Genomic DNA, 25,898 nt, shown 5'->3' with positions numbered 1-25,898 from the left:
GAAACTATATTATTTAATTTTCTCAAATCTTTTGCAAGTTTTCGAGTAAAATCGTCATCTTTCCCTAATTATTCAGTATAATAGTATTGATTCTTCAAAAGGAGTATTAATCAATGAGCCAAAAGTTATATGATTCACTGCTAAATAGTCACAGGGGACTAATGAACGGAAGTCTTCGCGATGTTATCCTCCCTGCAATTCTTGGTAAGGAAACCGATGAAATGCTTTACTGGATTGGAAAAGATATCGCCAGACAATTTCCCGTTGGCTCGCTTGAGGATTTGCAACTAATCACCAAACAATTGGGATTCGGTGAACTATCACTCCAAAAGAAAACCGCTACTAGTCAACAATGGAAACTAAGCGGTCCCATTGTTCAAGAACGGATTAAGCAAAATGGAGAACAAACATCCTTTGGTCTTGAAATTGGATTCATCGCTCAAGAAATTGAGTTCCAGCTAATGACCGTTGCTGAGGCTGAACTTAGTGAGCGAAAAAAGGACTGTATTTTCATCGAAGTTAAAAACGATCCGCAAAATAAGGCTGATAGTGAACGAACGGAATTAATAACGTTCCTTGATCTTCACAACCATCAATCCGTAAGCGACAAGAAGCAGGATAATTAAGAGCTAAAGAAAAGCGACTGGGAAAATCTTTCTCAGTCGCTTTTTGCTGCCTGGTTTGTCGAACTTATCGAGTCTAATCGTGAAAATTGAATAATCTTACTTTGAATTGTAAACAGAGACTTTCACTTAAGCATTCTCATATTGTTCAAGCAGTTGCTTCAATTGCTCCTTTGAGTGGTAACCCACTACTTTATCCACTACCTTACCATCCTTCTTAATCAGTAAGGTTGGGATACTCATGATTTGAAATTCTTGAGGTACCTGACGATTTTGATCAACATCCATCTTCGTAAAGTGGACATTTGGCATTTCTGCAGATAAATTTTCAATTACTGGTGACTGCATCCGACAAGGGCCACACCAAGTTGCCCAAAAATCAGTTAAGCTTACACCAGTAGAAGTATCTTGTTCAAAGGTTTGATCAGTTGTTACTTTAACAGTCATCTCAAATTCCTCCTCGATTGATTTACTCATAGTGTATCAAAGTCTTGCAATCTTGTCAGATAATATGCTTACTTTTTAGAAGTATTTATAAATTAACAATTGTTGCTCCATCACCGCCGTTATTCGGTGCCGCATAATCAAACGATTTCACCCGTGGATTGGACCGTAGATATTCCTGGGTTCCCTTTCGCAAAGCACCGGTCCCCTTACCATGAATGATTGTTACACTCGAAAGGTTATTCAACAATGCGTGATCAATAAAGGCGGATAATTCACTCATTGCCTGCTCGTAACGGTGACCACGAAGATCTAGTAGTGCACTAGTCTGTCGTGTTTGCGTTGTTCTGACTCCAGAGCTGACCTTTTCCTTTGCCCGCTCTTCTTTTCGTAACTGCTTATGACTAATTTTTTCAAGATCATTTTCATCAATTTCCATCCGGAGAATTCCAATTTGAACTTCCCACTTATGCTTACTACGTTTCGATAGTAATTCTCCCTGTTGACCATAAGATTTAACGAGGACCGCATCCCCAACGTGAAGGTCATGCTTTTCTTTTGCCCTTCGTAAAACTGTATTTCTCTTCAACCGCGGATCTTCACGATGAAGGGCATTCAATGCTCCTTGTGCATCAATTAATTCATTTTCCTTAACGTTCCCGGCTTGGCTAATTTCTAACTGACGCAGGTGGTGAATAATCCGGTCAGCCTTCTTCTTAGCCATTGATACTTCATGGTTAGCTTCATTCCGTGCCTTTGCTAATAGCGAATCGCGCTGCTCATTAAACCGATCCAACTTATTTGTTAAATCAGCTTGTTTTTCGCGGTTAGCAACTAATAATTTTTCTAACCGTTCCTTTTCTTCCCGAGCAGCTTTTCGTTGTTCAACTAACTCCCCAATCATTTGGTTAAGATCCTGGCTATCCTCGCTCACTAAGGATTTAGATTCAGTAATAACTGTCTGGTTAATTCCTAGTCGTTGAGCAATTTCAATCCCGTTTGAACGTCCGGGAATTCCTAACAGAAGGTGATAGGTTGGCTTAAGAGTTTCCTGATCAAATTCCATACTAGCATTAATTGTTCCCGGGCGATCATAACCGTAAACCTTTAATTCTGGATAGTGAGTCGTGATCACTACTGTACTGCCCTTACTTGCAATATAGTCAAGAATTGACATTGCGAGAGCAGCCCCCTCTTTAGGATCAGTTCCGGCACCCAATTCATCAAGAAGGACTAAACTTCGACTAGTAATTCGTTCAAGAATTGACTTCACGTTCTCCATATGTCCGGAAAACGTACTCAGGTTTTGTTCAAGCGATTGCTCATCACCAATGTCCGCATAGATATTATCGAAGACCGCAATCGTACTTCCCTCTTGGGCTGGAATGAATAACCCTGCCTGACCCATCATTTGAATTAAGCCAAAAGTTTTAAGGGTAATTGTCTTCCCACCAGTGTTTGGCCCGGTAATTACAATTGACTGGTATTCGTCCCCAATCTTAATATCATTAGCAACAACCTTTTGCGGATCAATTAAGGGATGCCGGGCCTGACGAATAATTACCTGATTATCCGGACTGAGTAATGGCAAACTATCTTTATGATCGCGGGCAAAACGAGCCTTAGCGTTGATAAAGTCAAGGTGCCCCAAGATTTTTGCATTGGCGGCAATTTCACTTCGGTATGGTGAAATCAGGGCTGATAACTCCGCCAACACTTCTAAAATGGCCTGCTTTTCTTCTATCTGAGCCTGACGAAGACGGTTGTTATACTCAACGACCGCAGCTGGTTCAATATACAATGTTTGCCCACTTGCACTCTGGTCGTGAACAACACCGCCAAACTTGTTGCGGTACCGTGCTAATACCGGAACAACATACCGGTCATTCCGGACAGTTACAATTGCATCACTCAAGTACTTAGCATTTTTTCCCTGAGCAAATCGTTCCATCCGCTGGTGAATCTCTGCTTCGGTCTTGCTAATCAGTTGCCGAATTCCGTGTAGTTTGGTTGAGGCTTCGTCAGTGACCCGACCATCAGGATCGATTGACTGAATAAGCCGTTTAGTAATTGTTGGAATTGTTATTAGCTGCTGAACAGATTCGTTAATTACTCGTAATTCAACTTTCTGCTGCTCCTTAAATTCAGCAAAAAAGTTTTTAACGCTCATACTTGTTTGAAGAACCTTAGTAATTTGTGCAAGTTCGGTTCCGTTTAAATTAGCATTGATCCGTAACCGTTTTAATTGAGGCTGAATGTTTTTTAATTTAGGAATGGGAATACCGCCTGTCAAACGTAAAATATCAGCACCATCGGTTGTTTCATCTAGCCAATATTGAATTTGATCATGATCAGCTGATGGCGTTAACGTTGCTAGCTCACGTTTACCAGCTGCTGAGACCAGATAACGTCCTAGTTCACGCTTAACCTGATCAAATTCCATTGTTGAAATCGTTTTTTGATCCACTTTTCTTTCCTTCCTAACCTAAAAAATTAATAAGTGTCTGAGTTAAAAATGGTGTCTCCTTAATCATTAGTTGGGCAATTTCTGAATTGGCTAACTGAACTTGCCACCAACCAACGGGACATAATTGGAAAACCATTAATAAGATAAAAATAATTACATAGCAAATAATAAAATCTAATATTGCTCCAATCCAGCGATCAATTGTTCCTAAAATTGGTAATTTTGCAAGCCATTTTAACCGTCGTAATAAGAGACGAATAACTATCATTAAGATAATAAAGCAGCTAGTAAAAGCGAGCCCCCGATAAAAGAATTGGTTAAGGTTTAAACTCGCAAGAACCGCTCCTGAAATGGTTGTTCCATGATTAATTTCGGGAAAAAAGTTCGTCAACCAGTCCCCAATTATTGGGGCTAAAAATTTAGCGCCAAAATAACTAACAAGGAACGTTACTCCTGTAATAATCATTGATAATAAGCCGTTTCGGTAGCCACGAATAATGCTGACTATTAGTAGTAATAAGATAATTGTTGAAAGAATCAATCGTCAATCCCCCATTAAAAGCAAAAGAGGTTGAAACGCTGTGACGTTTTTTCTATATCCATAGATAAAAAACGAAGCCATGAACAGTTACCGTCACGCTTCTGATTCTTCCTCTCTTAGCAAGGTCAATATTTAATATATTAAGATCGAAAAAGGACTAGGTTACTACCCAGCCCCTTTATAAAATATGGTTAACTTTAAGCCTTAAAGTTCCCATCATTATCCAGGAAGGTATTTAAAACTTCTTCAACCATATCCCATTCTTTATCATCTTCAATCGGTACCAAGTCTTCACCATCACCATCTTGGTTATCAGCAATGATATAGGCTTGAATATCTACTGAATCATCATTTTCTTGTTCAGCTGGATAAATAAAAATATATGATTTTCCCCAATCATCTGAATCAAACGTAAACAACTCCTTAAAAAGCTGTTCATTACCGTTCTCATCAACTAGGGTAATCATTTGGTCATCTGTATTTTGTTGCTTACTCATTAATTTCTACCTCATTTCAATACTTGGACAAGTTTGCCGTGTCGATCTAAGTAACTTTGCAAAATAAAGGTGGCAGCTACTTCATCAATTACCTTCTTCTGCTTAGCCCGCGAAATATCAGCTTCTTCAACCAACATCCGATGAGCCTCCACTGTTGTTAACCGTTCATCCTGAAAATCAACCGGAATTGATGGGAAGCGCTTCTTAAGTAATTCGCCATAGTGGTGGGAAGCCTCGACACGGGGGCCCTCAGTATTATTCATGTTTTTCGGCAAGCCAACAACAAATCCCGCAACCTGCCTTTGCTTAACAATTTCAGCAACCCGATCAATTCCGAAGATTTCTTCATCTTCATTAATGGGGATAATCTCAACTGCTTGAGCGGTCCAGCCCAGGGGATCACTAACCGCAATTCCAACAGTTTTTGAGCCAACGTCTAATCCTAATAGCCTCATTTGGTTTCCCCATTATTTTTAAGGTATGACCGTACTAATTCTTCAATAATTTCATCACGTTCGTGCTGGCGAATAAGGTTCCGCGCATCATTTAACCGTGGAATATAAGCCGGATCACCTGAAAGAAGGTAACCAACAATTTGGTTAATGGGGTTATAACCCTTTTCCTCTAGTGCTTCATAAACAGTTTTTAATGTTTGCTTGATATTTTCTTGACTGTTTTGGCCAAAATCAAAAAACATCGTCTTATCATTATTCCCTGACACACTTGTCACCTCCAGTGACTATTCATAGTTCAATTTTACTATAATCATTGGTAAATCACAATTCACTCGCTCGGAAAATAAAGGAGCAATCACCCAAAGTCATTTACGACTTTATGATGGTTACTCCTTTTTGAAGTTAACTGCAGCTCACTAACAAGTAATTAATGAAGACCACAATTATCTATTTAATTATTCAGGTAATCAGCTGCTTGCTTAAGGGCGTCCTGGATTCCTTCAGGCTTCTTCCCACCTGCTTGTGCAAGGTTTGGCCGGCCGCCACCGCCACCGTTAATGGCAGGAGCAATTGCCTTAATTAAATCACCGGCCCTTAAGCCATCCTTAACTTTGTCATCACTAACAGCAACTAATAAATTAGCTTTACCATCATTAGCGGTTCCCAAAACAAGGACGTCTGAAAGACTCTTTGCCCGCCAACTATCAGCTAACTGACGGAGTTGACCCATTCCTGCTACCTGAACCTCAGCAGCAATCAAGCTACCATTGGCTGTCTTCTGAACATTTTCAAAGACATTGTTGGCTTGTTGAGCAGCAATCTTTGCTTGAAGTGCAGCGCTTTGCTTCTGTGCTTCCTTAAGGTCGCTTTGCAAAGCTTCAACCTGGTGAGGAACTTCCTTAATTTGGGCAACCTTCAAGTCGGTAGCCACCTTATTGAGGAGGTCGTCCCGATCCTGAAGGAAGTTAAAGGCATCGCTTGAAGTTACCGCTTCAATTCGCCGTACTCCAGCACCAACCCCTCCTTCAGAAACGATCTTAAAGAGGCCAAGTTCGTTCGTATTCTTAACGTGATCACCACCACAGAATTCGGTATTGTAATCACCAATCTTAACAACCCGAACCTTATCACCATACTTATCAGAGAAGAGGGCGATTGCTCCCATTTCCTTAGCAGAATCAATATCGGTCTCAACAGTCTTAACCGGAATTTCCTTCCAAATTTGTTCATTAACCATTTGTTCAACTGCCTTTAGATCCTTAGCAGTAACTTGACCAAAGTGGTTAAAGTCAAAACGAAGGTAATGTTCTTCAACTAGGGAACCAGCCTGTTGAGTGTGACCGCCAAGGACATTCCGCAATGCTTGATCAAGCAAGTGTGTAGCAGTATGGTTCTTTTCAATCTTTAAGTGCCGAATCCGGTCAACAACTAATTTGTAACGGGCACCCTTTTTCAATGGGGCATTTAATTCAACCCGGTGAAGGTTTTGTTGGTTAGGGGCGTGTTGAACATCAACAACCCGGCCAACTTTCTTACCGTAATTGTCAATAATGTCACCAGTATCAGCAACTTGTCCACCCATCTCAGCATAGAATGGAGTTACATCAAAGATTACTTCAATGTTCTTATCACCCGGTTGAGCATCGTCAGCCTGTTTACCATCATGAGCCAAGCCAATTACTTTAGCGTTATCAACAGTTAAGTCAGTATAGCCAACATAACGACTAGCATCCTTGAAATCTGTCCAGAGATCCGTTTGAACACCCATTCCGTTATCCATATCACGAGCATTCCGTGCCCGATTCTGCTGCTCAGTCATTGCAGCTTGGAATCCATCTTCATCAACTGTCAAGCCTTCATCACTTGCATATTCCTTAGTAAGTTCGATTGGAAAACCATAAGTATCATAAAGTTTGAAAGCAGTCCGGCCGTCAATCTCATTGCTGCCATCCTTCTTAGCATTTGCAATCACGTTGTTCAAAAGGTTTAGCCCGCCGTTTAATGTTGCACTGAAGCGATCTTCTTCAGACTTGATTACTGATGCAATGTAGTCAGCATTTTCTAACACATCTGGATAGTAGTCTTCCATGATCTTACCAACAGTTGGAACCATCTTAGCAAGGAATGGTTCATCAATTCCCAGCTTCTTTCCAGCAACAACTGCCCGCCGGAGAAGCCGCCGAATAACGTAGCCTCGACCAACATTTGAAGGAAGTGCACCATCACCGATAGCAAAGGTAATGGTCCGAATATGATCAGCAATGATCTTGAACTGAATATCATCTTCCTTGCTTTCACCATACTTTTTACTACCGCTAAACTTTTCGGTTTGCTTGATCAATGGCATAAAGAGGTCGGTTTCAAAGTTAGTTGGCGCATTTTCAAAAATCGAAACAACCCGTTCAAGCCCCATCCCAGTATCAATGTTCTTATGCGGAAGTGGTTCATAAGTATCTTCAGGGGTGTGGTTAAATTGACTGAACACGATGTTCCAAATTTCAAGGTACCGTTCGTTTTCGCCACCTGGATAATTTTCAGGATCATCGTCAGCCAAATTATTAAATTCTTGACCACGGTCGTAGAAAATTTCAGTATCCGGACCAGAAGGACCTTGACCAATATCCCAGAAATTATCCTCATCAGGAATAAGGTGATCCTTTGCAACACCAACTTCACGCCACTTGTTATAAGCATCATGATCCTTTGGGTAGTATGTAATATAAAGCCGTTCTGGATCAAAACCAAACCAGTCGTCACTTGTTAGTAATTCCCAAGCCCAAGGAATAACTTCATTTTTGAAATAATCACCAACCGAGAAGTTACCGAGCATTTCAAACATGGTATGGTGCCGGGCAGTCTTCCCAACATTTTCAATATCATTAGTCCGAATACTCTTTTGTGAACTAGTCATTCGGGGATTTTCAGGAACAACCTTACCGTCAAAGTACTTCTTCATCGTTGCAACACCAGAGTTAATCCATAACAGAGTTGGATCATTAACTGGTACAAGGGAAGCACTTGGCATAATCTTGTGACCGTGTTCTTCAAAGAACTTCAAGTACATCCGTCGTACTTGGGCACTGTTCAGCTTCTTTAACTGCTTCATAATATCTCCCTTTCAAAAAATAAAATCCATCCCTGCTTTCAGAGACGCCGAACAGACGCGGTACCACTCTGATTGCAACGATAGATTTCGTTAACCTCTTATTTCTTACCTAAAAGTAAGTTTAATATTGAATTTTCTGAATGGGTAGCACTAACCAAAGCTGCATCAGCTGTCACACCATCCCAACTGTCTCTGGAATGCAAGCCTTAGATAATATGTCCCAGACAAGTCATATTATAACGAATAATAATCCCAAAATCAACGGCTATTTCGTTCGCGACGGTGTTGACGTTGCCGTGCTCGTTTAGCTTTTCGGATTTTGTGTCTTAATTCTTGCTTTCGCTTTTGCTGCTCATCCTCACGAATTGCCCGCTTAATCCGCTTCTTATAACCTGGCTTTACTTTCTTCTTTGTTTTCTTTACAAAGCCCTTCATCGAAGGATCGAGTTTTGCCTGTCGGCGGCTATAATTTTGACGACGGTTACGATCATGGGTTGTGACAATTCGACCATGACGGATTTCCTTTGGCACAAACTTAATTCCGCGTTCTTCTAGTTTAGCAATTAAACCATCTTCAGAAGGAGCATAAAGCGTAATCGCAGTTCCCGGCATCCCGTTTCGACCAGTCCGGCCAACACGGTGAATAAAGTATTCTAAGTCGCTTGGAATATCATCGTTAATTACCAAAGAAACCCCATCAATATCAATTCCCCGTGCTGCTAAGTCGGTCGCAACGACATATTGGAAGTCCAGATCACGAATTTGCCGCATCGTTCTCTTCCGTCGTCGTGCTTCCAAGCCACCATGAATCAAGGCAACCTTTAGTCCCTGCTCGCCTAAATAAGTGGCCAATTCAATTGCCCGCTCTTTAGTATTCGCAAAAACCAATGCTAAATAGGGTTCCCCCATTGTCAGTAATTGATATATTAACTGATTTTTATCCCGACCCTTAGTCGACATTAACCAGTTCTTAACGTCAGGATTAATTACAGTCTCTGTTGGAATTTCCTCCATTACCGGATTTTCCATATATTTTTTCAAAAATGGTCGCAATTTTTGCGGTATCGTAGCAGAAAAGACCATCATTTGAAGATCATCTGGGAAATGACTAGCAATTTGATCAACTTGATCCAGAAATCCCATATCAAGTGTCATATCTGCTTCATCAACAACGAACTTAGTTGCGGTATGAATATCAAGTGCTTGACTCTTTATCAAGTCTAATACTCGTCCTGGAGTTCCAATTACTAATTGTGGTTGCTGACGCTTTAACTGTTCGATCTGGTGTTGTTTATCGGTCCCACCAACATAATTATGAATTGTTACTGGTGTGGGTAAGTGTTTGTTTAATTGCTTTGCGGCTGCGTATATCTGGTAGGCAAGTTCACGACTTGGGGTAGTAATTACCGCTTGAACCTCCTGTTTAGCAGGGTCCAATTGAGCAAAGATCGGTAATAAAAAGGCATGGGTTTTCCCACTACCGGTTGCAGACTGCCCAACCACGCTGTCCCCCTTTAGGATTAAAGGAATCACTTTTTCCTGAACTGGAGTTGGTTGATGAAAGTTAATTTCTTTAATTGCATCTAAAAGGTACAGTTGCAAATTAAAATCGGCAAATGTTTTTGTTTGACCCATTATTGGCCTCCCTTCCTTATTTTTGGTATTCACTTACTAATGTATCTAATTCTTTTATAACTTGACTAATTTCGGTATGATCTGCTGCCTTTGCGCCACTTGCTAGTGGATGTCCGCCACCATAATGATGCTTAGCAAGTTCATTAATTACTGGCCCCTTTGAACGTAACCGAATCCGGAAATGACCATCCTCCTGCTCCACAAATATTGCCCAAGCCAATACATTTTGAATTCGTCCAGGAAGTGAAACCACAGCTGAAGTACCCGCTTCAGTGAGGCCAAACTTAGTCAAGGTGTCATTGTCCAAAACAATATAAGCTGCCCCACTCTCATTAATCGTTAGGTTTTCATAAACATAGGCTGATAGGCGCGCCACTGGTTCTGAAATCTCATTTTCTCGCTGACTAATTGCTGAGGCATCAGCACCAGCAGCCATTAGTGCACCCGCTACCAACATCGTCCGCGGAGTAGTGGCAGGATATAAGAACCGGCCTGTATCCCCGATAATTCCTGCATAAAGTGCCGAAGCAGCCTTCTTTGGCATCTTTAATTCCTTTGCAAAGTGTTGGTAGAAAGAATAAATCATTTCAGAACAACTTGATGCTTCTGGTTCAACCCACATTAAGTCACCATATGGCTCATCATTTGGATGGTGATCAATTTTAATTAACTTATCGCCATTATCAAAGCGGCGGTCATCAATTCGGGGAGCATTCGCTGTATCAGTAACAATCACTAAGGCACCATCAAAGGTTTGCCCATCAATTTCATCCATTTGGCCAATCCAATCTAAGCCAGGAATGTCCTTCCCCACAACGTAAATTTGCTTATAAGGAAATGATGCTTTAAGGATCTCGGCCAACCCGATCTGCGACCCAATCGCATCTGGATCAGGTCGTTGGTGACGATGAATAATAATCTTATTATATTTTTTAATTTGTTCAAGAATTGCTTCTAATTGATCAGCCATGTCGTATCTCCGTTTCTAAAATTAATACTCTTTAAAATTATAGCACTGCTAACCAGTTTGATTAAAACATTAATTTTACCGATAAATTAACTGAATGTCTAGGCTGCCATTATTAAAACAAAATAAATGGGTCAAAGCACTCACAGTGTGAATACCTGACCCATTTATAATTAGGAAAATTTGTATAAAATCATATACTAGTTTTCCCACTCATGTTATTTATTAAGGTTTACTTAGCCTTGTCCATTGCGTGGCCACCGAAACCATTCCGTAATGCAGAAACAACCTTACCATCAAAGCTGTCATCTTGCATTGAACGGAACCGTTGACTTAAGGCTTCGTAGATAACTGGAGTTGGAACTTGCTTGTCCATAGCATCCATCAAAGTCCAGTGAGCTTCACCAGAACTGTGCATCCGACCAGCAATCTTGTCAAGGTGAGGATCCTTTTCAAAGGCTTCTTGAGCCAATTCCATCAGCCATGAACGGATAACAGAACCGTGGTTCCACATCTTAGCAACGGCAGCGTTGTCGTAGTCAAAGTCAGAAGCTTCAAGAACTTCGAAACCTTCACCCATAGCTTCCATCATACCGTATTCAATTGCGTTGTGAACCATCTTAAGGTAGTGGCCTGAACCAGCCTTACCAGTGTAAAGGTAACCATCCTTTTCAGCGATGCCATCGTAAAGTGGGGCAAGGCGTTCGTCAAAGACCTTCTTGTCATCCCCACCGATCATGAAGTTACCATCCTTGAGGGCACCCTTCCAACCACCGGAGGAACCGCAGTCGAAGTAGTGAATACCCTTTTCGGTAAACATACGGTTGTGGCCCATAGAATCTTTCCAGAAAGTATTACCACCATCAATAACAACATCGTCAGCATCAAGCAATTCAGCTAACTTTTCCATGGTGCTATCAGTTGGCTTTCCAGCTGGAACCATTACCCATACAGTACGTGGCTTATCAAGCTTAGCAACCATGTCTTCAAGACTGCTTGCCTTAGTTGCACCATAAGATGCAGCTTCATCAACAAGGTCTTGATTCAAATCAAAGGCAACAACATCGTTACCATTGTTCATCATGTTTTGAGCAAGGTGAATACCCATCTTACCTAAACCAATCAATCCAATTTGCATTCTAAATTCCCTCCTGTTTTACAGTCGTGATGAGCGAAAATGCGAACACTCAACAATAATAATGACAACAGCTCATTGTCACTATGAAATTGCAAACTAAAAGGCTTGCAATAACATTCTTTAAAAGTTTCCCACGTTTCGCTATACGTGTCAATTACTTTTCGTCATTATTATCATCAGATGCTGGAGCTTCAGACTTGGCTGAATCAGAAGCAGCTAGTTCTTCCTTAGCGTCAGAGCTAGTTTCTTTCTTTTCAGCAGGTTCCTTAGCTTCCTTATCTTCTGCCTTAGTTTCTGTGGTATCTGCTGGTTTAACAACCCGAGCAATTGCTACCATATCGAAAGTTAGGTAAATTCCTTCGCAGTCCAAAGTAACTGTCCGGTCTTCACGGTTAATTGAATCAATTTTTCCGTGCATCCGACCAATTGTGACAACTTCATCACCCTTATGCAACTGACTCATCATGTCTTGATGTTGCTTCCGTTGCTTTTGTTGTGGGCGAATCATAAAGAAATACATTAAAGCAATCATTAGAATGATTAAGATCATTCCAGAATAACTACTAGCACTGCTTGATGCAGCACCGAGGTTCATAAATTGTAACCCGTTCACTGAATATCCATCCCTTCAAAATTCTTCAAGTTTAACTGTAACAAAAAACACGGTAAAAAGCTACTCACTACTAAGTAGAATAGTAATCAAAATCATTTAATTTTAGAACTAAGGTTAGCCACAAACTGGTTTAGCCAGAAGAGATTGTGTTCCAAGATTAAACTGATGTATTGTGGTGAATTTATTCTAGCAAGGTAATGAAGGTAAGCTCGTGAATAGTGACTGGTACATACGGGACACTGACATTCTGGATCAATAGCTTCCCAGTCATTGCTAAAAGACTCCCGAGTAAAGTTAAGTCGCTTTCCATTATCTACCAGTGCATTCCCCATTACTGCTTCGTGAACAGCCACATCAGAGTAAACAACATCAATCCCTGAACGAATTACCGTTGTTAATTGTTCGAAATTAGCCCTTGTCTTCGTTACCCGCAGGCTTTCAAACGGTAGCAGCTTTATTATCGCTGAAAGATTGCGTTCAATTTCAGCAAGTGAATCAATCTGTTCAGTTTGGGTAATAAAATAGCCAAACGGTTGCTGTCCGGTTACAGAATCAACACTCTGTCGATGAAGCTTTTTCAAGCCGCCGCCAGTAATTGGAAATAACTCATTCTGATTAGTTAAATACCAACGTCCCGTTAATTCTACCGCGGCAGCTAAGTCATCAACCGGAGCATAATAATTTACGTCACGATATAACTGTTCAGTTATGTCTGCTCCCAATTGCACTTGAAGTTGGATTGCTTTTTTTGGTGATAGGCTAATCAACTGTCCCTGATTGGGTAGCCGAAAATTAATTCCATTAGTCTTATATCCTCGCGGTTTAGCAAGTTTACCAATTTCAGCAGCACCAGAAGTTGTAAAAAATACTCCTTGCCAACCGAGTACCCGGTGTAAATCGGGCAAATCGGCAAGATCTCTTTTGTCCAGCTTTTCTGCAAGGACTATTGGATCATAATATAAAGCCTTGGTATTAGTAGCGCGAACTTGTTCTGGCCTTAAGTATCGAATTACGTTTTCCGAGTGAACAAGCAGTGGCGTCCTCAATTCTAGCCCATTAACCACCAATTTTCCGGTTCGTAATCCGTCTTCAGTCCGATTAATTTTAAAATACCTATTCATAGCAACCCTCACTTTGTCGGATACTCTAAGCCTAAATGCTTATAAGCAGCTTCCGTAACCATTCTTCCCCGAGCGGTTCGCGTCAAATACCCGATTTGCAGAAGGTACGGTTCGTACATTTCTTCAATTGTTGACTTTTCTTCGCCAATATTGGCTGCGATTGTTTTTAACCCTACCGGACCGCCATGATAATAGTTAATCATTGTCAAAAGGAGCTTCCGGTCAATCTCATCAAGGCCCTGATCATCAATTTGAAGTAGCTTCAATGCCTGACGAACACTCGCTAAATCAATTGAGCCCTTTCCGGTAACTTGAGCAAAATCACGAACTCGTTTCAATAAGCGATTAGCAATTCGTGGTGTTCCTCGTGAACGCAAGGCTAATTCATGTGCCCCTTCATCTTCAATCTTTGTTTGAAAAATACCGGCTGAACGAAAAATAATCCTTGTCAGTTCATCCTGGTTATAGTAACTCATGTGCTCCACAATGCCGAAACGATCGCGCAGCGGGGCAGATAGCATTCCAGCACGGGTTGTTGCACCAATTAAAGTAAAGGGCGGTAGTGGAAAATGAACAGGATGTGCTGTTGGTCCTTCGCCAATTACAATATCAATATAGTAATCTTCCATTGCGGAGTACAGCATTTCCTCAACTACTTTGGGCAAGCGATGAATTTCATCAATAAACAAGACATCTCCCGGCTTCAATTCATTCAACAGTGCCACAAGATCTCCTGGCTTTTCAATTGCTGGACCGCTCGTTGTTTTGATATTTACTCCCAATTCATTTGTAATTACCATTGCAAGAGTGGTCTTCCCCAAGCCAGGCGGGCCGTATAGGAGAACATGATCCAATGCTTCTTCTCGTTCTTTTGCGGCCTTAATATAGATGTTCAATTCATGCTTGATCTTGGTTTGACCAATATAATCAGCTAAGTTTTGCGGACGGAGAGTTAGTTCAAAGGCCGACTCTGCTTTTCCCGTTGCCTTGCCAGAAACCAGTTCATGTTCATCTCGATCTGCCATCTTCTCTAACCACCTTCCACTAGTTTAGTAACCTTAAAGCATGCCGCAGATATTCTTCCGTAGAGGTTTCTCCTTCCTTTTCCAGTTCTTTTTTAATTCGCTTAACTTCCCGTTCTTTGTAGCCCAGAGCAGTTAACGCTTCTAGCGCATCCTGTAAAGCATCATTAACATTTTCATTCTCTGGTAATAATGGCTTTAACAAGTTAGATTCACTCGGTGCCAAACGTTCAATCTTATCCTTAAGATCTAAACAAATCTGTGAAGCAGTTTTCTTACCGATTCCTGGAAACCTAGTCAGGTATTTAACATCATTATTGGCAATTGCATTGATTAACCCTTCATGATCTGGATTGGCCAAAATTGCCAAAGCACTCTTGGGACCAATTCCAGAAACATTAATCAATTGCATAAACAACTGCTTTTCGTCCTCATCACTAAAACCGAATAGTGAAATATCATCATCACGAACAGCTTGATAAACATAGACGGTTACTTTTTGTCGCTTGTCAATATGATAACGGTAAGGATTTGCAACTAATAGTCGGTACCCGATACCGTTAACCTCAACCACAATGTAACGAGGTTCGACCACTGTAACTAGTCCGGTTAGGTATTCATACATTCTCTTGTACTCCTCTTTTAAAATTCGTGTTCATCAAAATCTTGGGCAAACGGGACATGCGAATCTTGAATCCGTTTAAACATTTTCTCTAAATCACGGTCGTTAAAGTGAACCGTCACTGGCCTACCGTGTGGACAATTAAAGGGATTTTCACATTTTGGCAACCGGTGTAAAAGTGCCTTAGCCTCACGATCATCAAGGTGGTGATTAGCTTTAATTGCCCGTTTACAACTCATCATAATTGCGGTCCGCTGACGAAAATCGTGAACTGAAATTTTTCCATCATTAATCAGCCATTCAATCATTTCCTTAGCAGTTGCTTCTTCCTGACCTTCTGCGAACCAGGTGGGGTGAGAACGTAAAATAAAACTGTTTGGGCCAAAAGATTCTAAGTGAAGACCGACTGCCTCAAGGGTATCCAAGTGTTGAGTAATCGTCATCGTATCAACTGTTGAATAATTTAACACTAATGGCACCAAAAAGGTTTGCTGATCATCGCTTACTTGACCGATCTCTTTGCGAAACTTTTCGTAATTAATTCGTTCTTGAGCTGCGTGCTGATCAACAATATACAATCCGTCTCCCGCCTGTGCTAAGAGGAAGGTTCCCTGTAACTGACCAATATACTGTAAATCAGGAAAACGTTTTTGGGATTGATCGCTTTTATCGCGCACATCTAGCTCAATGCTTTCCGCCCGGGTAGGTTTCTGGGGAGCCTGCTCATCCGGACTACCAAACGGGTAAGCAATTCCCTCATCAAGATAGCGCTGGTCAAACTTTTGCATCTGCGAGCTTGCTAGTTCATCTTTCTTATGAATAACAACTGGTTCATGCACAATGCTATCAGCTGCATCAACATCCGCTGGACCACCGTTTTTAATTCCACTCGTAGAAGATGAAGAAGCTGAGGGATGAACAAAATTAGTCGCTGGCGTTTCGTATTGTTTAGCAGCCTCGTTCAGTTGGCGTTCTAATTCATCCACATCTGGTTCGTCAGGAATGAATTGTTTAGCATCCACATCAGGGATTAAGTTTTCTGTCGATATTCGCTGACGAATCACTTTTGCAATTAGTCCTGCCAGCTGCGGTTCCTTACTTAGTCGCACCTCACGTTTAGCCGGGTGCACATTAACATCAACCAATACGGGATCAAGTTGAATATTAAGGACAGCAATTGGGTAACGGCCGACCATTAGCTTTGATTCATAGCCATTGATAATTGCCTTTGTTAATTCGAAATTGCGAATATAACGATGATTAATCGTAATTGTAATGTACTGCCGTGATGCTCGCGTAAGTTCGGGTAAGGAAACTAAACCGCTAATCTTAAAGTCGTTATCCTCTCCAGCAAAGGGGAGCATTTTCTTACCAACCTGAATGCCGTAAATTGCCGCAACAACCTGTTGTAAATTATCATTTCCTGCAGTTCGGAATAGCTCCTTGTTATTATGCGTCAGGCTAAATGCTACTTGTGGATTAGCTAAAGCCAAGCGGTTCACAATATCAGTAATTCGTGCTAATTCAGTTTGGGGGGATTTTAAATATTTTAACCGTGCTGGGGTATTAAAGAAAAGTTCACGAACAACCACGTCAGTTCCTTGACGCGCTGGTCCCGGCTTTAAGTCAACTAGTTCACCACCATGAATATGGATTAAAGAACCAGTCGTACTACCCGGTGTAGCTGTCGTTAAGGTAACATCAGCTACTGAGGCAATGCTTGGCAAAGCTTCACCCCGGAAACCCATTGTCCGAACCTTAAAAAGATCGCGTCGAGTTGTAATCTTACTGGTAGCGTGACGCTTAAATGCAATTTTAACATCATCATCCGCAATCCCAGAACCATCGTCAATTACCCTGATACTATCCAGGCCAGAATTTTCGACAATAATGTCAATTCGCTTACTGTTAGCATCTAACGAATTTTCGACCAGCTCCTTAACAATTGACGCGGGCCGTTCGATTACTTCCCCAGCGGCAATTTGATCCGCTAATACATTAGTTAATTCATGGATCTTTCCCATTTATGCCACCTTACTTTAACTTTTGCTGCCATTGATAAATTTGGTTCATAACATCCATTGGTGTCATCCCCATCAAGTTAAGGTTCTTTAACTGCTTAATAATTTTTGCAGCTGCCGGGTCCTTTGCTTTGGGTGCTGGAGTTCCAAATAGTTCTACTTGCCCATTTGGATCAACCAATGGTGGTTGAGTAGCAGGATGAACAGTTTTTTCTTTAACCTTACTTGCCTCAGACTGCTGCTCAATAGACGCAGGAATTGTCGGCAGCTTTACATCCTTCTTTTCTAGAGAGCTGAGAATTTGATCGGCACGCTTCAGGAGATCCTCAGGCATCCCAGCTAATTTAGCAACGTGAATCCCGTATGACTTATCTGCTGGTCCAGCACTCACCTTGTGTAAGAATACTAATTCGCCATTTTTCTCCGTTGCGCCAACATGAACATTCTTTAGCCGGGACAGGGTTGTTTCAAGAGCAGTTAATTCATGATAGTGAGTCGAAAAAAGCGTTTTAGCCCGCAAATGCTCATGAATGTATTCAATAATCGCTTGAGCTAATGCCATCCCATCATAGGTAGCAGTTCCCCGACCAATTTCATCAAATAAGATTAAACTCCGATCAGTAGCGTGCATTAGGGCATTATTAGCCTCCATCATTTCAACCATAAAGGTACTTTCACCAGAAATTAAGTCATCCGCTGCCCCAATGCGGGTAAAAATTTGGTCAAAAATAGGTAACTCTGCCCGTTCTGCCGGAACAAAGCACCCCATTTGAGCCATCACAGCGGTCAATGCTAATTGACGCATATAGGTACTCTTACCAGACATGTTTGGTCCAGTAATCAAAAGAATATCCGTTGATTCATCCATCATAACATCATTAGGAACATATTCTTGATGACCCATAAACTTTTCAACAACGGGGTGCCGACCATCCTTGATTTTCAATACGTGACCCGTGTTCATTTGTGGACGAACAAAATGATAATCTTCACTGACAACCGCGAAGCTTTGGAGAACATCTAATTCAGACAACGCTTGAGCCAAGCTTTGCAACCGTTTAATCTGCTTTTTCACTTTCTCCCGAATCTTAACAAAGACATCGTATTCAAGTGCGGTTGATTTTTCTTGAGCACCTAAAATTAACGCTTCTTTTTCCTTTAGCTCAGGCGTTGAGAACCGTTCCGCGTTTACCAGTGTTTGCTTCCGTTCATAGCGGTCACGAGGAATCTTATTGAGGTTAACCTTTGTCACCTCAATATAGTAACCAAAAACATGGTTATAACCGATTTTGAGGTTATTGATTCCCGTTACCTCTCGTTCGTGCTTTTGCAAATCCGCAATCCATTGCTTACCGTTATTCATCGCGTCACGGTACTCATCAAGCTGCTGATCATAACCATCCTTAATTACTCCACCATCAGTCACACTAATTGGTGGATCTTCAACGATTGAGTTTTCGATCAGGGATGCTACATCACTCAAGGGATCGAGTTGCTTCTCCAAGTCAGCAAATGCCGGTGCATCAAGCGTCTCTAAGGTATACTTAATTTTTGGTACCTGAAGCAATGAAGTCTTTAACTGAATTAAATCCCGGCCATTAACGCTTCCGTATGCTACTCGACCAGCAAGCCGCTCCAAATCATAAACTTTAATCAGCTCTTGCTGGATATTATTTCGCTCAAAATAGTGTTCAAGGAGCTCTTGAACCTTATCCTGACGAGCACTAATTTGCTTGGGGTCAATTAACGGTCGATCTAGCCACCGTTTTAATAGCCGGCTTCCCATTGCCGTTTTTGTTTCGTCAAGCAACCAGGCTAACGTTCCCTGTCGTTTACCACTCCGCATGTTGGTCATTAATTCAAGATTAGTTTTTGAATAGTGATCAATCTTCATAAAGGAGCTGGGCCGGTAAGAAATTGCTTTTTGCAAATGCGCTAGTGAACGTTTTTGCGTTGTGAGCAGGTACGAAACTAGAAGTGAAACAACGGCTTGCTGACCTTCATCAGTTAAGTCTTGGGTTAGGTAACTCACCTCTGCTTCATTCACAATTTCAGGCTGGTGTGATTGCAAAATATTTCGTTTAGTTAACTGTTGCTTAAAATCATCTTCAACTGAATCATCAAGGACAACTTCCCGACTCTGCAAGTTAATCAGCTCATTAATGACCTCATCCTCACTTGCAAAATTGGTTGTTTTTAATTCTCCAGTTGATAAATCAGTATACGCCAGATAATAATGACCGTTTTGACGGATAATTCCCGCTAAATAGTTATTGTTTTTAGCCTGATCACCGTTCAAGTCCATTTGAGTTCCTGGAGTAATTAACCGGGTAACTGCCCGCTTAACCATCCCCTTGGCTTTTTTGGGGTCCTCCATTTGCTCACAAATTGCAACCTTATATCCCTTATCAATTAGTACATCAATGTAGCTGTTAACGGCTCGATGGGGAACGCCACACATCGGGATCGGGTTCTTAGCACTATGATTTCTTGTTGTTAGCGTTAATTCAAGCAATTGGGCACCCTTAATTGCATCATCGTTAAAGAGCTCGTAAAAGTCCCCTAACCGGTAAAATAAAAATGCATCTGGGTATTGATCCTTGACCTTTTGGTACTGTTCCATCATTGGCGTTGTTTTCTTTGCCACCTAATTTCACCCCGTAATTTTTCTCTCTATATAACTTATAACGTTTTTTTACCGTATCTTTACTTTATTTATTATATTTTTTGCGTAATTCAAGTGCAAGAAAGAGAATGGCAAAATAAAGAAAGAGGCCAGGAAATAACCTAGTCTCTTTACCATATTAAAGCGTTTTTCTCTAACATGTCATTTACTTTGCGTAGTCGATCGCTCGAGTTTCACGAATAACAGTTACCTTGATATGACCAGGGTATTCAAGCTCCTGTTCAATTTCATGTTTAATATCATGAGACAAAGCAATTGCTTGAAGATCCGAAATCTTCTTTGGTTTAACTATTACCCGCAATTCACGACCTGCCTGAATTGCGTAACTATGATCGACACCATTATGGTCATTTGCAATACTTTCCAGTTTCTTTAATCGTTGAATATATTGTTCAAGTGATTCACTCCGCGCACCAGGGCGTGCACCAGAAATAGCATCAGCAGCCTGAACAAGCGCGGCAATCACTGATTTTGCCGGAACATCACCGTGGTGTGAAGCAATCGTGTTAATTACTACTTTATTTTCCTTATACTTGGTAGTTAATTCAACACCTAGCTCAACATGCGAACCATCAACTTCGTGGTCAATTGCCTTTCCAATATCGTGAAGAAGACCTGCCCGCTTAGCAAGGGTCACATCTTCTCCTAACTCTGCTGCCATTATTCCAGCAAGCTTAGCAACTTCAATCGAATGATCAAGAACGTTTTGACCGTAACTAGTCCGGTACTTCATCCGACCAATTGTCTTAATCAAGTCCGGATGCATTGAATGAATTCCGAGATCGAAGAGAGCTTGTTCACCAGTTTCTCGAAGGTTAGCATCCATTTCTTGACGGGCTTTATCAACAGCTTCTTCAATTCTTGCCGGATGAATACGTCCATCCTGAATCAGCTTTTCCAAAGCAATCTTAGCAATTTCACGCCGAACCGGATCAAATCCGCTTAACACAACAGCTTCAGGAGTATCATCAATAATCAAATCAATTCCCGTCAGAGTTTCTAGGGTCCGAATATTTCGTCCTTCTCGACCAATAATTCTCCCCTTCATGTCATCGTTTGGTAAGTTAACAACAGAAACCGTTGCTTCGGAAACAACATCCGCAGCGCTTCGTTGAATTGCTTCAACAATCAGCTTCTTTGCTGTTTTATCAGCAACCAATTCAGCATTTTGTTCACTATCACGAATCATAATTGCCCGCTCGATCTTTAGCTCTTCCTTAACCTGATCTAAGACCTGGGTTTTTGCATCCTCGTGAGACAATTGGGCAACTTTTTCCAATTCTTGTTGTCGCTGTTCAATTAACGAATCTGCCTTTTCTTGAGATACTTTTAACTGGTTAGTTTGTTGTTCAAGTTGGTGCTCCCGTTTACCAACAGCACCCTCTCGCTTTTCAAGAGCATCATCTTTGCGATCTAATGAGGTTTCCCGTTGCAAGAGTCGATCTTCTTGCTTCTGAACCTCATTTCGCCGTTGTTTCAGTTCTTGTTCAACACTTTCTCGGTAACGATGGCTTTCTTCCTTGGCCTCTAAAATAGCCTCTTTTTTCGCCGTCGCAGCATCCTGTTTTGCAGTGGAAAGAATTTGCTCTGCACTTTGATTAGCAGCTTTGAGTTGCTTTTCAACAGAAACCTTATGAATTGCATATCCAATAATAACACCGATAATCATAGCAAGCGCGGCGAAAACTAAGCCGAAAGCTTCCATCATTTCACCTCCGCTTTCACTATTTTTTATTATTGGTTCAATTAATTAGTTTAATTTAACCGTATGATAAATTAAATACCACACAAATTAAATTTTAAGCTTGCCGTTAATTAGTGTCAACCATTCTTTCAATAATTAAATAAGGCCGGAAAAATGTTTTCCCGGTCTTTATCTATTGCTAGTAATTATTAAACTTACAGAGTCTAATCTCTTCCTAGTATTTAAATCTTTTATTTTTTGCTTGCTTCTTCAATTGTTTCCTGCTTAGCTTCAGAATTGGTGCTTTGCTTCCCGTTTTGAGACTTATTTTCAGTATCCTTTAACGGTTCCATTCCGTTAGCTTCACGAACCTTATTCATCAGTTCAGCCATACTATCAGGGTGTTCAGCCAACCAGTTCTTAGCATTTTCACGTCCTTGACCAATCCGTTCATCGCCATATGAATACCATGCACCAGACTTCTTAACGAGATCTTGTTCAACAGCCATATCAAGAAGTTCACCGGTCTTGGAAATTCCTTCGCCATACATAATGTCAACTTCAGCGCGCTTAAACGGCGGAGCAACCTTATTCTTAACGATTTTAATCTTTGTCCGGTTACCAATAACATTAGTGCCGTTTTTGATCTGTTCAGACCGCCGAATTTCCATTCGAATTGTTGAGTAGAACTTTAATGCTCGGCCACCGGTAGTAGTTTCTGGATTACCGAACATCACACCAACTTTTTCACGAATTTGGTTAATAAAGATGGCAATCGTCTTTGTCTTGTTAATCTCCCCAGAAAGCTTCCGCAATGCTTGTGACATTAACCGTGCCTGAAGACCAACATGGGCATCCCCCATCTCACCTTCAATTTCGGCACGTGGGACAAGTGCAGCTACCGAGTCAACAACTACCAAATCAACTGCTCCACTAGAAATCAAAGCATCCGCAATCTCTAGTCCTTCTTCACCAGTATCTGGTTGAGAAAGAAGTAAGTCATCGACGTTTACACCTAATGCCTCTGCATATTGAGGATCAAGGGCGTTTTCAGCATCAATATAGGCAGCTGTTCCGCCTTGACGCTGCACTTCGGCAACCGCCTGCAAAGCAACGGTCGTTTTACCTGAACTTTCAGGACCATAAATTTCAACAATTCGGCCACGGGGGTAACCACCTACACCAAGGGCCTTGTCAATTGCTAATGAACCACTTGAAACTGTAGCAATCTTCATATCGGCAGCATCCCCCATCCGCATGATGGAGCCCTTACCGAAATTCTTTTCAATTTTACGAATTGCGACATCAAGTGCTGCTTTTCGTTGATCAGCCAAAATAATTCCTCCTTTGAAACGGAATATCCGTTAATAATCATAACAGTTTTGGGCAAAAAAACAAGAATTTTAGCAAACAAAAGTTCGGTTATTTTCTTAATTCCTTTAAAAGCATCTGTAAACCATACTGAACGCTCAGTAAGCGAATTTCTTGTCGTCCCAAATATCCGGCCAACCGTAATTGCTTAGAGATAGTAGGTTGGCCTTTGCGCGCCAATCCAATCCACACCGTTCCAGCTGGTTGTCCTTCGAGTTCATCGGGCCCCGCAACCCCTGTAAAGCCAATTCCAAAGTCCGCATCAAGCTTCTTTCGTGAGTAATCTGCCATTGCCTGAGCAGTCGCACTACTTACAACCCCGTTTTGGTTAATCAGTGAAGCAGGAATACCAAGCAAGCTAATTTTTGCTTCAGCAGAATAGGTAACAAAGCCCCCATCAAAGATCGCCGAAGCTCCAGGAATAGAACAAATCGTACTTTGAAAGAGTCCCCCAGTCAAACTTTCAGCCCCCGTAATTTTTAGCTTTTGCTGCTTAAGGAGACCAACAACCTCATTGGCTAAATTAAAGTCATTCCCCATTCCCAGATAGTATTGCTGCTCTTTTTTCAGAATTGCCTTAGTTACCCGATCAAATGTTGCTTTAATATCTGCGTGTGCACCTGCAATTATCGTTAACCGGAGCTCAATATTAGTTGGCTTGACGTAGGAAGTAATAGCAACGTTAGGGTAATCCTTCATTATCGGCTTTAACTCGCTCATTAAGGTTGATTCAGGCCGACCAAGAAAATGGAGTGCTCGTGTTTTGATCGTTTTTTGAATACTAAACTCTTTGATAATTCGCGGAAGCACCTCTCGATCCACCATTGCTTGAAATTCGGCAGGGGGTCCGGGAAGAATTACCACTCGGCTCTTTGCCGTCTTGAACCAGCTTCCTAAAGCGAGTCCCCGCGAATTTGGAATTAGCTCGCCAATGTATTGAGCCTGGCGCTTATTCTCCGGTTGAACCGGAATTTGCCGCTGTGCAAAGATTCCCAAAAGGTGGTGCCAGGTTTGATCATCGGTCTTTACCATTACACCAACACCTCTCGCGACTGCTGACAAGGTAACATCATCTGCTGTTGGTCCTAAACCGCCACAAATAAAAATAATCTCTGCACGATCCTGCGCTTCCCGTACACAATTAATAATAGCAGTTGGATCATCCCCGACTGTTACTTGCGATGCTACCGTAATGCCTAAAGAATTGAGCTTTTTTGCTAAAAATGCTGAATTAGTATTCGTGATTTCACCACGCTGAAGTTCATCACCAACCGAAATAATTTCTGCATTCATGTTTTTTGCCTCCAACTATCAATAACGTAAAATTACTTCAATTTTATTTTTTATGGAAAATAATTTTTTGTCCTAGATAAATGATATAACTAATTTCTTAGAGATATAAGTCTCGATCAAAAAACTCTAGTATCCAGATAAACTGAAACTAGAGTCTTTTGCTTACAAAAACAGCTTAGTGCTTATTCTTTATTATTTTCCTCTTTGGCAAGCTTTGCCACACGGTTTTCGTTAAACATAATGTAGATTAACAACAAGAGGGCAAGTGTTGCAGCTGAATAGAGGACAATGTTACTTGCTAACCAACCATACTTGGATACTAAAACCCCAATTAAGGCAGTTGCCAAAGTTTCACCAAAAATGTATTGGAAGAAGCCCATGAATCCTGTTGAGGACCCAACGGCAAACTTTGGAACAGCTTCATTAACCATTAAACCAACTAATGTTAATGGGGCGTAAATTAAAGTTCCCATAATGAAAAGAACAGTAACAATTAAGGCATGACTTGTACTAAAGAAGTAAGTAGTCAGGCAAATGAAAAGCAAGATAACACAAGCGATACAAACAATTGCCCGTCGATCCTTTAAGAAGTCAGAAATGGCACCCATAATGATAACACCTGGAACAGCTGCTAATTCAAAGATCCCGACTAACCACTTAGCAAACGATGGACTGAAGCCCTTAGATTGAACAAGGAAACTTGGAATCCAACTCATAACCCCGTAACGAACCAGGTAAAGAGACATTGAAGTTAGCGTAATCGCCCAAACTACCTTGTTAGTCAAAATGTACTTTACAAAAATTTGTGGCAAGGTTAAGTTTGTTAATTCTGATGAGGAAGCCTTACCGTTTTCAAGAACAACCTCATCGCCAGTGTATTGAGAAATACTTGGCAAACCTACAGTTGTTGGCCGATCAGCACCACAGATCAATACGAAGGCAGCGATAATCAATGAAACAACTGATGCCGTGTAGAACACAGCCGGAATTGAACCTGAGAACATGAAAGTTGCCAATTGAACAACGGCAACACAGACAAAAGCACCAGCGTTGTGGGCAGAAGACCAAATAGAGTAAATAGCTCCACGGTGCTTCTTACCCCACCAAAGTTGAACGATCCGTTGACATGCGGCAGCCCCCATCCCTTGAGCAACTGACATTACAAGCATTAAGAACATCATTACGTAAAGGTTCTTTGTAGCCCCTAACCCGAAGTTCAAAATTGCTGAAATAATCAACCCAGTTGCTAAATAGTGATTTGGGTTACTCTTATCACTAAGTGCTCCCATGAACAGCTTAGAAATACCATAACCAATACCAAAACAAGAAAGAACCATCCCGATATCAGCCGTAGTAAATCCATATTGCTTCATAATGTCATTCTGTTCGGTTGTGAAAATAAGACGAATAACATAATAGCCAATGTAACCAATACAGATTGACAATAAAACACCAACTTGACGCCACTTATAAACGGTTGAAATTTTATCCTTTGGAACCTTAGTTTTAGCATCAGGAGCTGGTTTCAAAAATGAAAGCATAACTACATCTCCTTAATATGAAATCCTTTTCAAAAAAAGGTACAGACCAAT

At 41.2% G+C, this 25,898-nt stretch carries 21 protein-coding genes; 1 reads left to right on the top strand and 20 read right to left on the bottom strand.

Going from position 1 to position 25,898, the window contains the following annotated elements; genetic code table 11:
- Window positions 1-113: 113 nt before the first annotated feature.
- Window positions 114-626, top strand: coding sequence for a DUF2507 domain-containing protein (locus tag N4627_RS02615; RefSeq protein WP_003717739.1), 513 nt, complete (start codon window positions 114-116; stop codon window positions 624-626).
- Between the two features lie 126 nt (window positions 627-752).
- On the opposite strand, the gene trxA is transcribed toward N4627_RS02615, so the two are convergent.
- The 20 genes from trxA to N4627_RS02515 all read right to left on the bottom strand — a co-directional run bounded on the left by trxA (window position 753) and on the right by N4627_RS02515 (window position 25,847).
- The gene (trxA, locus tag N4627_RS02610; RefSeq protein ID WP_040531681.1) at window positions 753-1,070 is read right to left on the bottom strand and encodes a thioredoxin; all 318 of its coding nucleotides are present in this window, start codon (window positions 1,068-1,070) and stop codon (window positions 753-755) included.
- Between the two features lie 85 nt (window positions 1,071-1,155).
- Window positions 1,156-3,534, bottom strand: coding sequence for an endonuclease MutS2 (locus N4627_RS02605; RefSeq protein ID WP_260964914.1), 2,379 nt, complete (start codon window positions 3,532-3,534; stop codon window positions 1,156-1,158).
- Window positions 3,535-3,547: 13 nt separating this feature from the next.
- Entirely contained in the window at window positions 3,548-4,075 is a 528-nt protein-coding gene (locus tag N4627_RS02600) for a CvpA family protein (RefSeq protein WP_040531676.1), read from the bottom strand.
- A gap of 197 nt (window positions 4,076-4,272) precedes the next feature.
- On the bottom strand, window positions 4,273-4,572 hold the full coding sequence (locus N4627_RS02595) for a DUF1292 domain-containing protein (protein ID WP_003717735.1): 300 nt from the start codon (window positions 4,570-4,572) through the stop codon (window positions 4,273-4,275).
- Between the two features lie 11 nt (window positions 4,573-4,583).
- On the bottom strand, window positions 4,584-5,027 hold the full coding sequence (ruvX, locus tag N4627_RS02590) for a Holliday junction resolvase RuvX (protein WP_003717734.1): 444 nt from the start codon (window positions 5,025-5,027) through the stop codon (window positions 4,584-4,586).
- A complete protein-coding gene (locus N4627_RS02585; RefSeq protein ID WP_003717733.1) occupies window positions 5,024-5,269 on the bottom strand; it encodes an IreB family regulatory phosphoprotein in 246 nt (81 codons plus the stop codon). The genes ruvX and N4627_RS02585 overlap by 4 nt, the downstream gene beginning before the upstream one ends.
- Before the next feature lie 209 nt (window positions 5,270-5,478).
- On the bottom strand, window positions 5,479-8,133 hold the full coding sequence (gene alaS / locus N4627_RS02580; RefSeq protein WP_098044704.1) for an alanine--tRNA ligase: 2,655 nt from the start codon (window positions 8,131-8,133) through the stop codon (window positions 5,479-5,481).
- A 258-nt stretch (window positions 8,134-8,391) separates the two neighbouring features.
- The gene (locus N4627_RS02575; protein WP_260964913.1) at window positions 8,392-9,768 is read right to left on the bottom strand and encodes a DEAD/DEAH box helicase; all 1,377 of its coding nucleotides are present in this window, start codon (window positions 9,766-9,768) and stop codon (window positions 8,392-8,394) included.
- 16 nt (window positions 9,769-9,784) lie between these two features.
- Complete coding sequence (locus tag N4627_RS02570; protein ID WP_003717730.1) at window positions 9,785-10,738, bottom strand: DHH family phosphoesterase; 954 nt, start codon at window positions 10,736-10,738, stop codon at window positions 9,785-9,787.
- 229 nt (window positions 10,739-10,967) lie between these two features.
- Window positions 10,968-11,873 carry a phosphogluconate dehydrogenase (NAD(+)-dependent, decarboxylating) gene (gene gnd / locus N4627_RS02565; protein ID WP_003717729.1) on the bottom strand — a complete coding sequence of 302 codons (906 nt, stop codon included), beginning with the start codon at window positions 11,871-11,873 and terminating at the stop codon, window positions 10,968-10,970.
- A 154-nt stretch (window positions 11,874-12,027) separates the two neighbouring features.
- Window positions 12,028-12,468, bottom strand: coding sequence for a preprotein translocase subunit YajC (yajC, locus tag N4627_RS02560; protein ID WP_003717727.1), 441 nt, complete (start codon window positions 12,466-12,468; stop codon window positions 12,028-12,030).
- A gap of 110 nt (window positions 12,469-12,578) precedes the next feature.
- Window positions 12,579-13,607 (bottom strand): tRNA-guanine transglycosylase, encoded by a 1,029-nt coding sequence (locus N4627_RS02555; RefSeq protein ID WP_260964912.1) that lies wholly within the window; start codon window positions 13,605-13,607, stop codon window positions 12,579-12,581.
- Between the two features lie 8 nt (window positions 13,608-13,615).
- Complete coding sequence (gene ruvB / locus N4627_RS02550) at window positions 13,616-14,632, bottom strand: Holliday junction branch migration DNA helicase RuvB (RefSeq protein ID WP_260964911.1); 1,017 nt, start codon at window positions 14,630-14,632, stop codon at window positions 13,616-13,618.
- 19 nt (window positions 14,633-14,651) lie between these two features.
- Entirely contained in the window at window positions 14,652-15,254 is a 603-nt protein-coding gene (ruvA, locus tag N4627_RS02545; RefSeq protein ID WP_003717724.1) for a Holliday junction branch migration protein RuvA, read from the bottom strand.
- Window positions 15,255-15,271: 17 nt separating this feature from the next.
- A complete protein-coding gene (gene mutL, locus N4627_RS02540; protein ID WP_056974573.1) occupies window positions 15,272-17,275 on the bottom strand; it encodes a DNA mismatch repair endonuclease MutL in 2,004 nt (667 codons plus the stop codon).
- Between the two features lie 10 nt (window positions 17,276-17,285).
- Window positions 17,286-19,919, bottom strand: a complete 2,634-nt coding sequence (mutS, locus tag N4627_RS02535) for a DNA mismatch repair protein MutS (protein ID WP_260964910.1) — start codon at window positions 19,917-19,919, stop codon at window positions 17,286-17,288.
- A gap of 184 nt (window positions 19,920-20,103) precedes the next feature.
- The gene (gene rny, locus N4627_RS02530; protein WP_260965071.1) at window positions 20,104-21,663 is read right to left on the bottom strand and encodes a ribonuclease Y; all 1,560 of its coding nucleotides are present in this window, start codon (window positions 21,661-21,663) and stop codon (window positions 20,104-20,106) included.
- Between the two features lie 230 nt (window positions 21,664-21,893).
- The gene (gene recA, locus N4627_RS02525) at window positions 21,894-22,976 is read right to left on the bottom strand and encodes a recombinase RecA (protein WP_260964909.1); all 1,083 of its coding nucleotides are present in this window, start codon (window positions 22,974-22,976) and stop codon (window positions 21,894-21,896) included.
- 88 nt (window positions 22,977-23,064) lie between these two features.
- Window positions 23,065-24,306 (bottom strand): competence/damage-inducible protein A, encoded by a 1,242-nt coding sequence (locus N4627_RS02520; RefSeq protein WP_260964908.1) that lies wholly within the window; start codon window positions 24,304-24,306, stop codon window positions 23,065-23,067.
- Between the two features lie 182 nt (window positions 24,307-24,488).
- Window positions 24,489-25,847: an MFS transporter gene (locus N4627_RS02515; protein ID WP_003717717.1), complete on the bottom strand. Its 1,359-nt coding sequence runs from the start codon at window positions 25,845-25,847 to the stop codon at window positions 24,489-24,491.
- Window positions 25,848-25,898 lie beyond the last annotated feature (51 nt).

Source organism: Limosilactobacillus vaginalis (assembly GCF_025311515.1).
GTDB lineage: Bacteria > Bacillota > Bacilli > Lactobacillales > Lactobacillaceae > Limosilactobacillus > Limosilactobacillus vaginalis.
The sequence above is the reverse complement of the archived record's forward strand: the minus strand, read 5'-3'. Positions and strand labels throughout refer to the sequence as shown.

Bases quoted from the DNA above. Each gene is read 5' to 3' on its own strand.
- N4627_RS02615 (WP_003717739.1), top strand. From the start codon at position 114: ATGAGCCAAAAGTTATATGATTCACTGCTAAATAGTCACAGGGGACTA.
- trxA (WP_040531681.1), bottom strand. From the start codon at position 1,070: ATGACTGTTAAAGTAACAACTGATCAAACCTTTGAACAAGATACTTCT.
- N4627_RS02595 (WP_003717735.1), bottom strand. From the start codon at position 4,572: ATGAGTAAGCAACAAAATACAGATGACCAAATGATTACCCTAGTTGAT.
- ruvX (WP_003717734.1), bottom strand. From the start codon at position 5,027: ATGAGGCTATTAGGATTAGACGTTGGCTCAAAAACTGTTGGAATTGCG.
- N4627_RS02585 (WP_003717733.1), bottom strand. From the start codon at position 5,269: ATGTTTTTTGATTTTGGCCAAAACAGTCAAGAAAATATCAAGCAAACA.
- alaS (WP_098044704.1), bottom strand. From the start codon at position 8,133: ATGAAGCAGTTAAAGAAGCTGAACAGTGCCCAAGTACGACGGATGTAC.
- N4627_RS02575 (WP_260964913.1), bottom strand. From the start codon at position 9,768: ATGGGTCAAACAAAAACATTTGCCGATTTTAATTTGCAACTGTACCTT.
- N4627_RS02570 (WP_003717730.1), bottom strand. From the start codon at position 10,738: ATGGCTGATCAATTAGAAGCAATTCTTGAACAAATTAAAAAATATAAT.
- gnd (WP_003717729.1), bottom strand. From the start codon at position 11,873: ATGCAAATTGGATTGATTGGTTTAGGTAAGATGGGTATTCACCTTGCT.
- yajC (WP_003717727.1), bottom strand. From the start codon at position 12,468: ATGAACCTCGGTGCTGCATCAAGCAGTGCTAGTAGTTATTCTGGAATG.
- N4627_RS02555 (WP_260964912.1), bottom strand. From the start codon at position 13,607: ATGAATAGGTATTTTAAAATTAATCGGACTGAAGACGGATTACGAACC.
- ruvB (WP_260964911.1), bottom strand. From the start codon at position 14,632: ATGGCAGATCGAGATGAACATGAACTGGTTTCTGGCAAGGCAACGGGA.
- ruvA (WP_003717724.1), bottom strand. From the start codon at position 15,254: ATGTATGAATACCTAACCGGACTAGTTACAGTGGTCGAACCTCGTTAC.
- mutL (WP_056974573.1), bottom strand. From the start codon at position 17,275: ATGGGAAAGATCCATGAATTAACTAATGTATTAGCGGATCAAATTGCC.
- rny (WP_260965071.1), bottom strand. From the start codon at position 21,663: ATGGAAGCTTTCGGCTTAGTTTTCGCCGCGCTTGCTATGATTATCGGT.
- N4627_RS02520 (WP_260964908.1), bottom strand. From the start codon at position 24,306: ATGAATGCAGAAATTATTTCGGTTGGTGATGAACTTCAGCGTGGTGAA.
- N4627_RS02515 (WP_003717717.1), bottom strand. From the start codon at position 25,847: ATGCTTTCATTTTTGAAACCAGCTCCTGATGCTAAAACTAAGGTTCCA.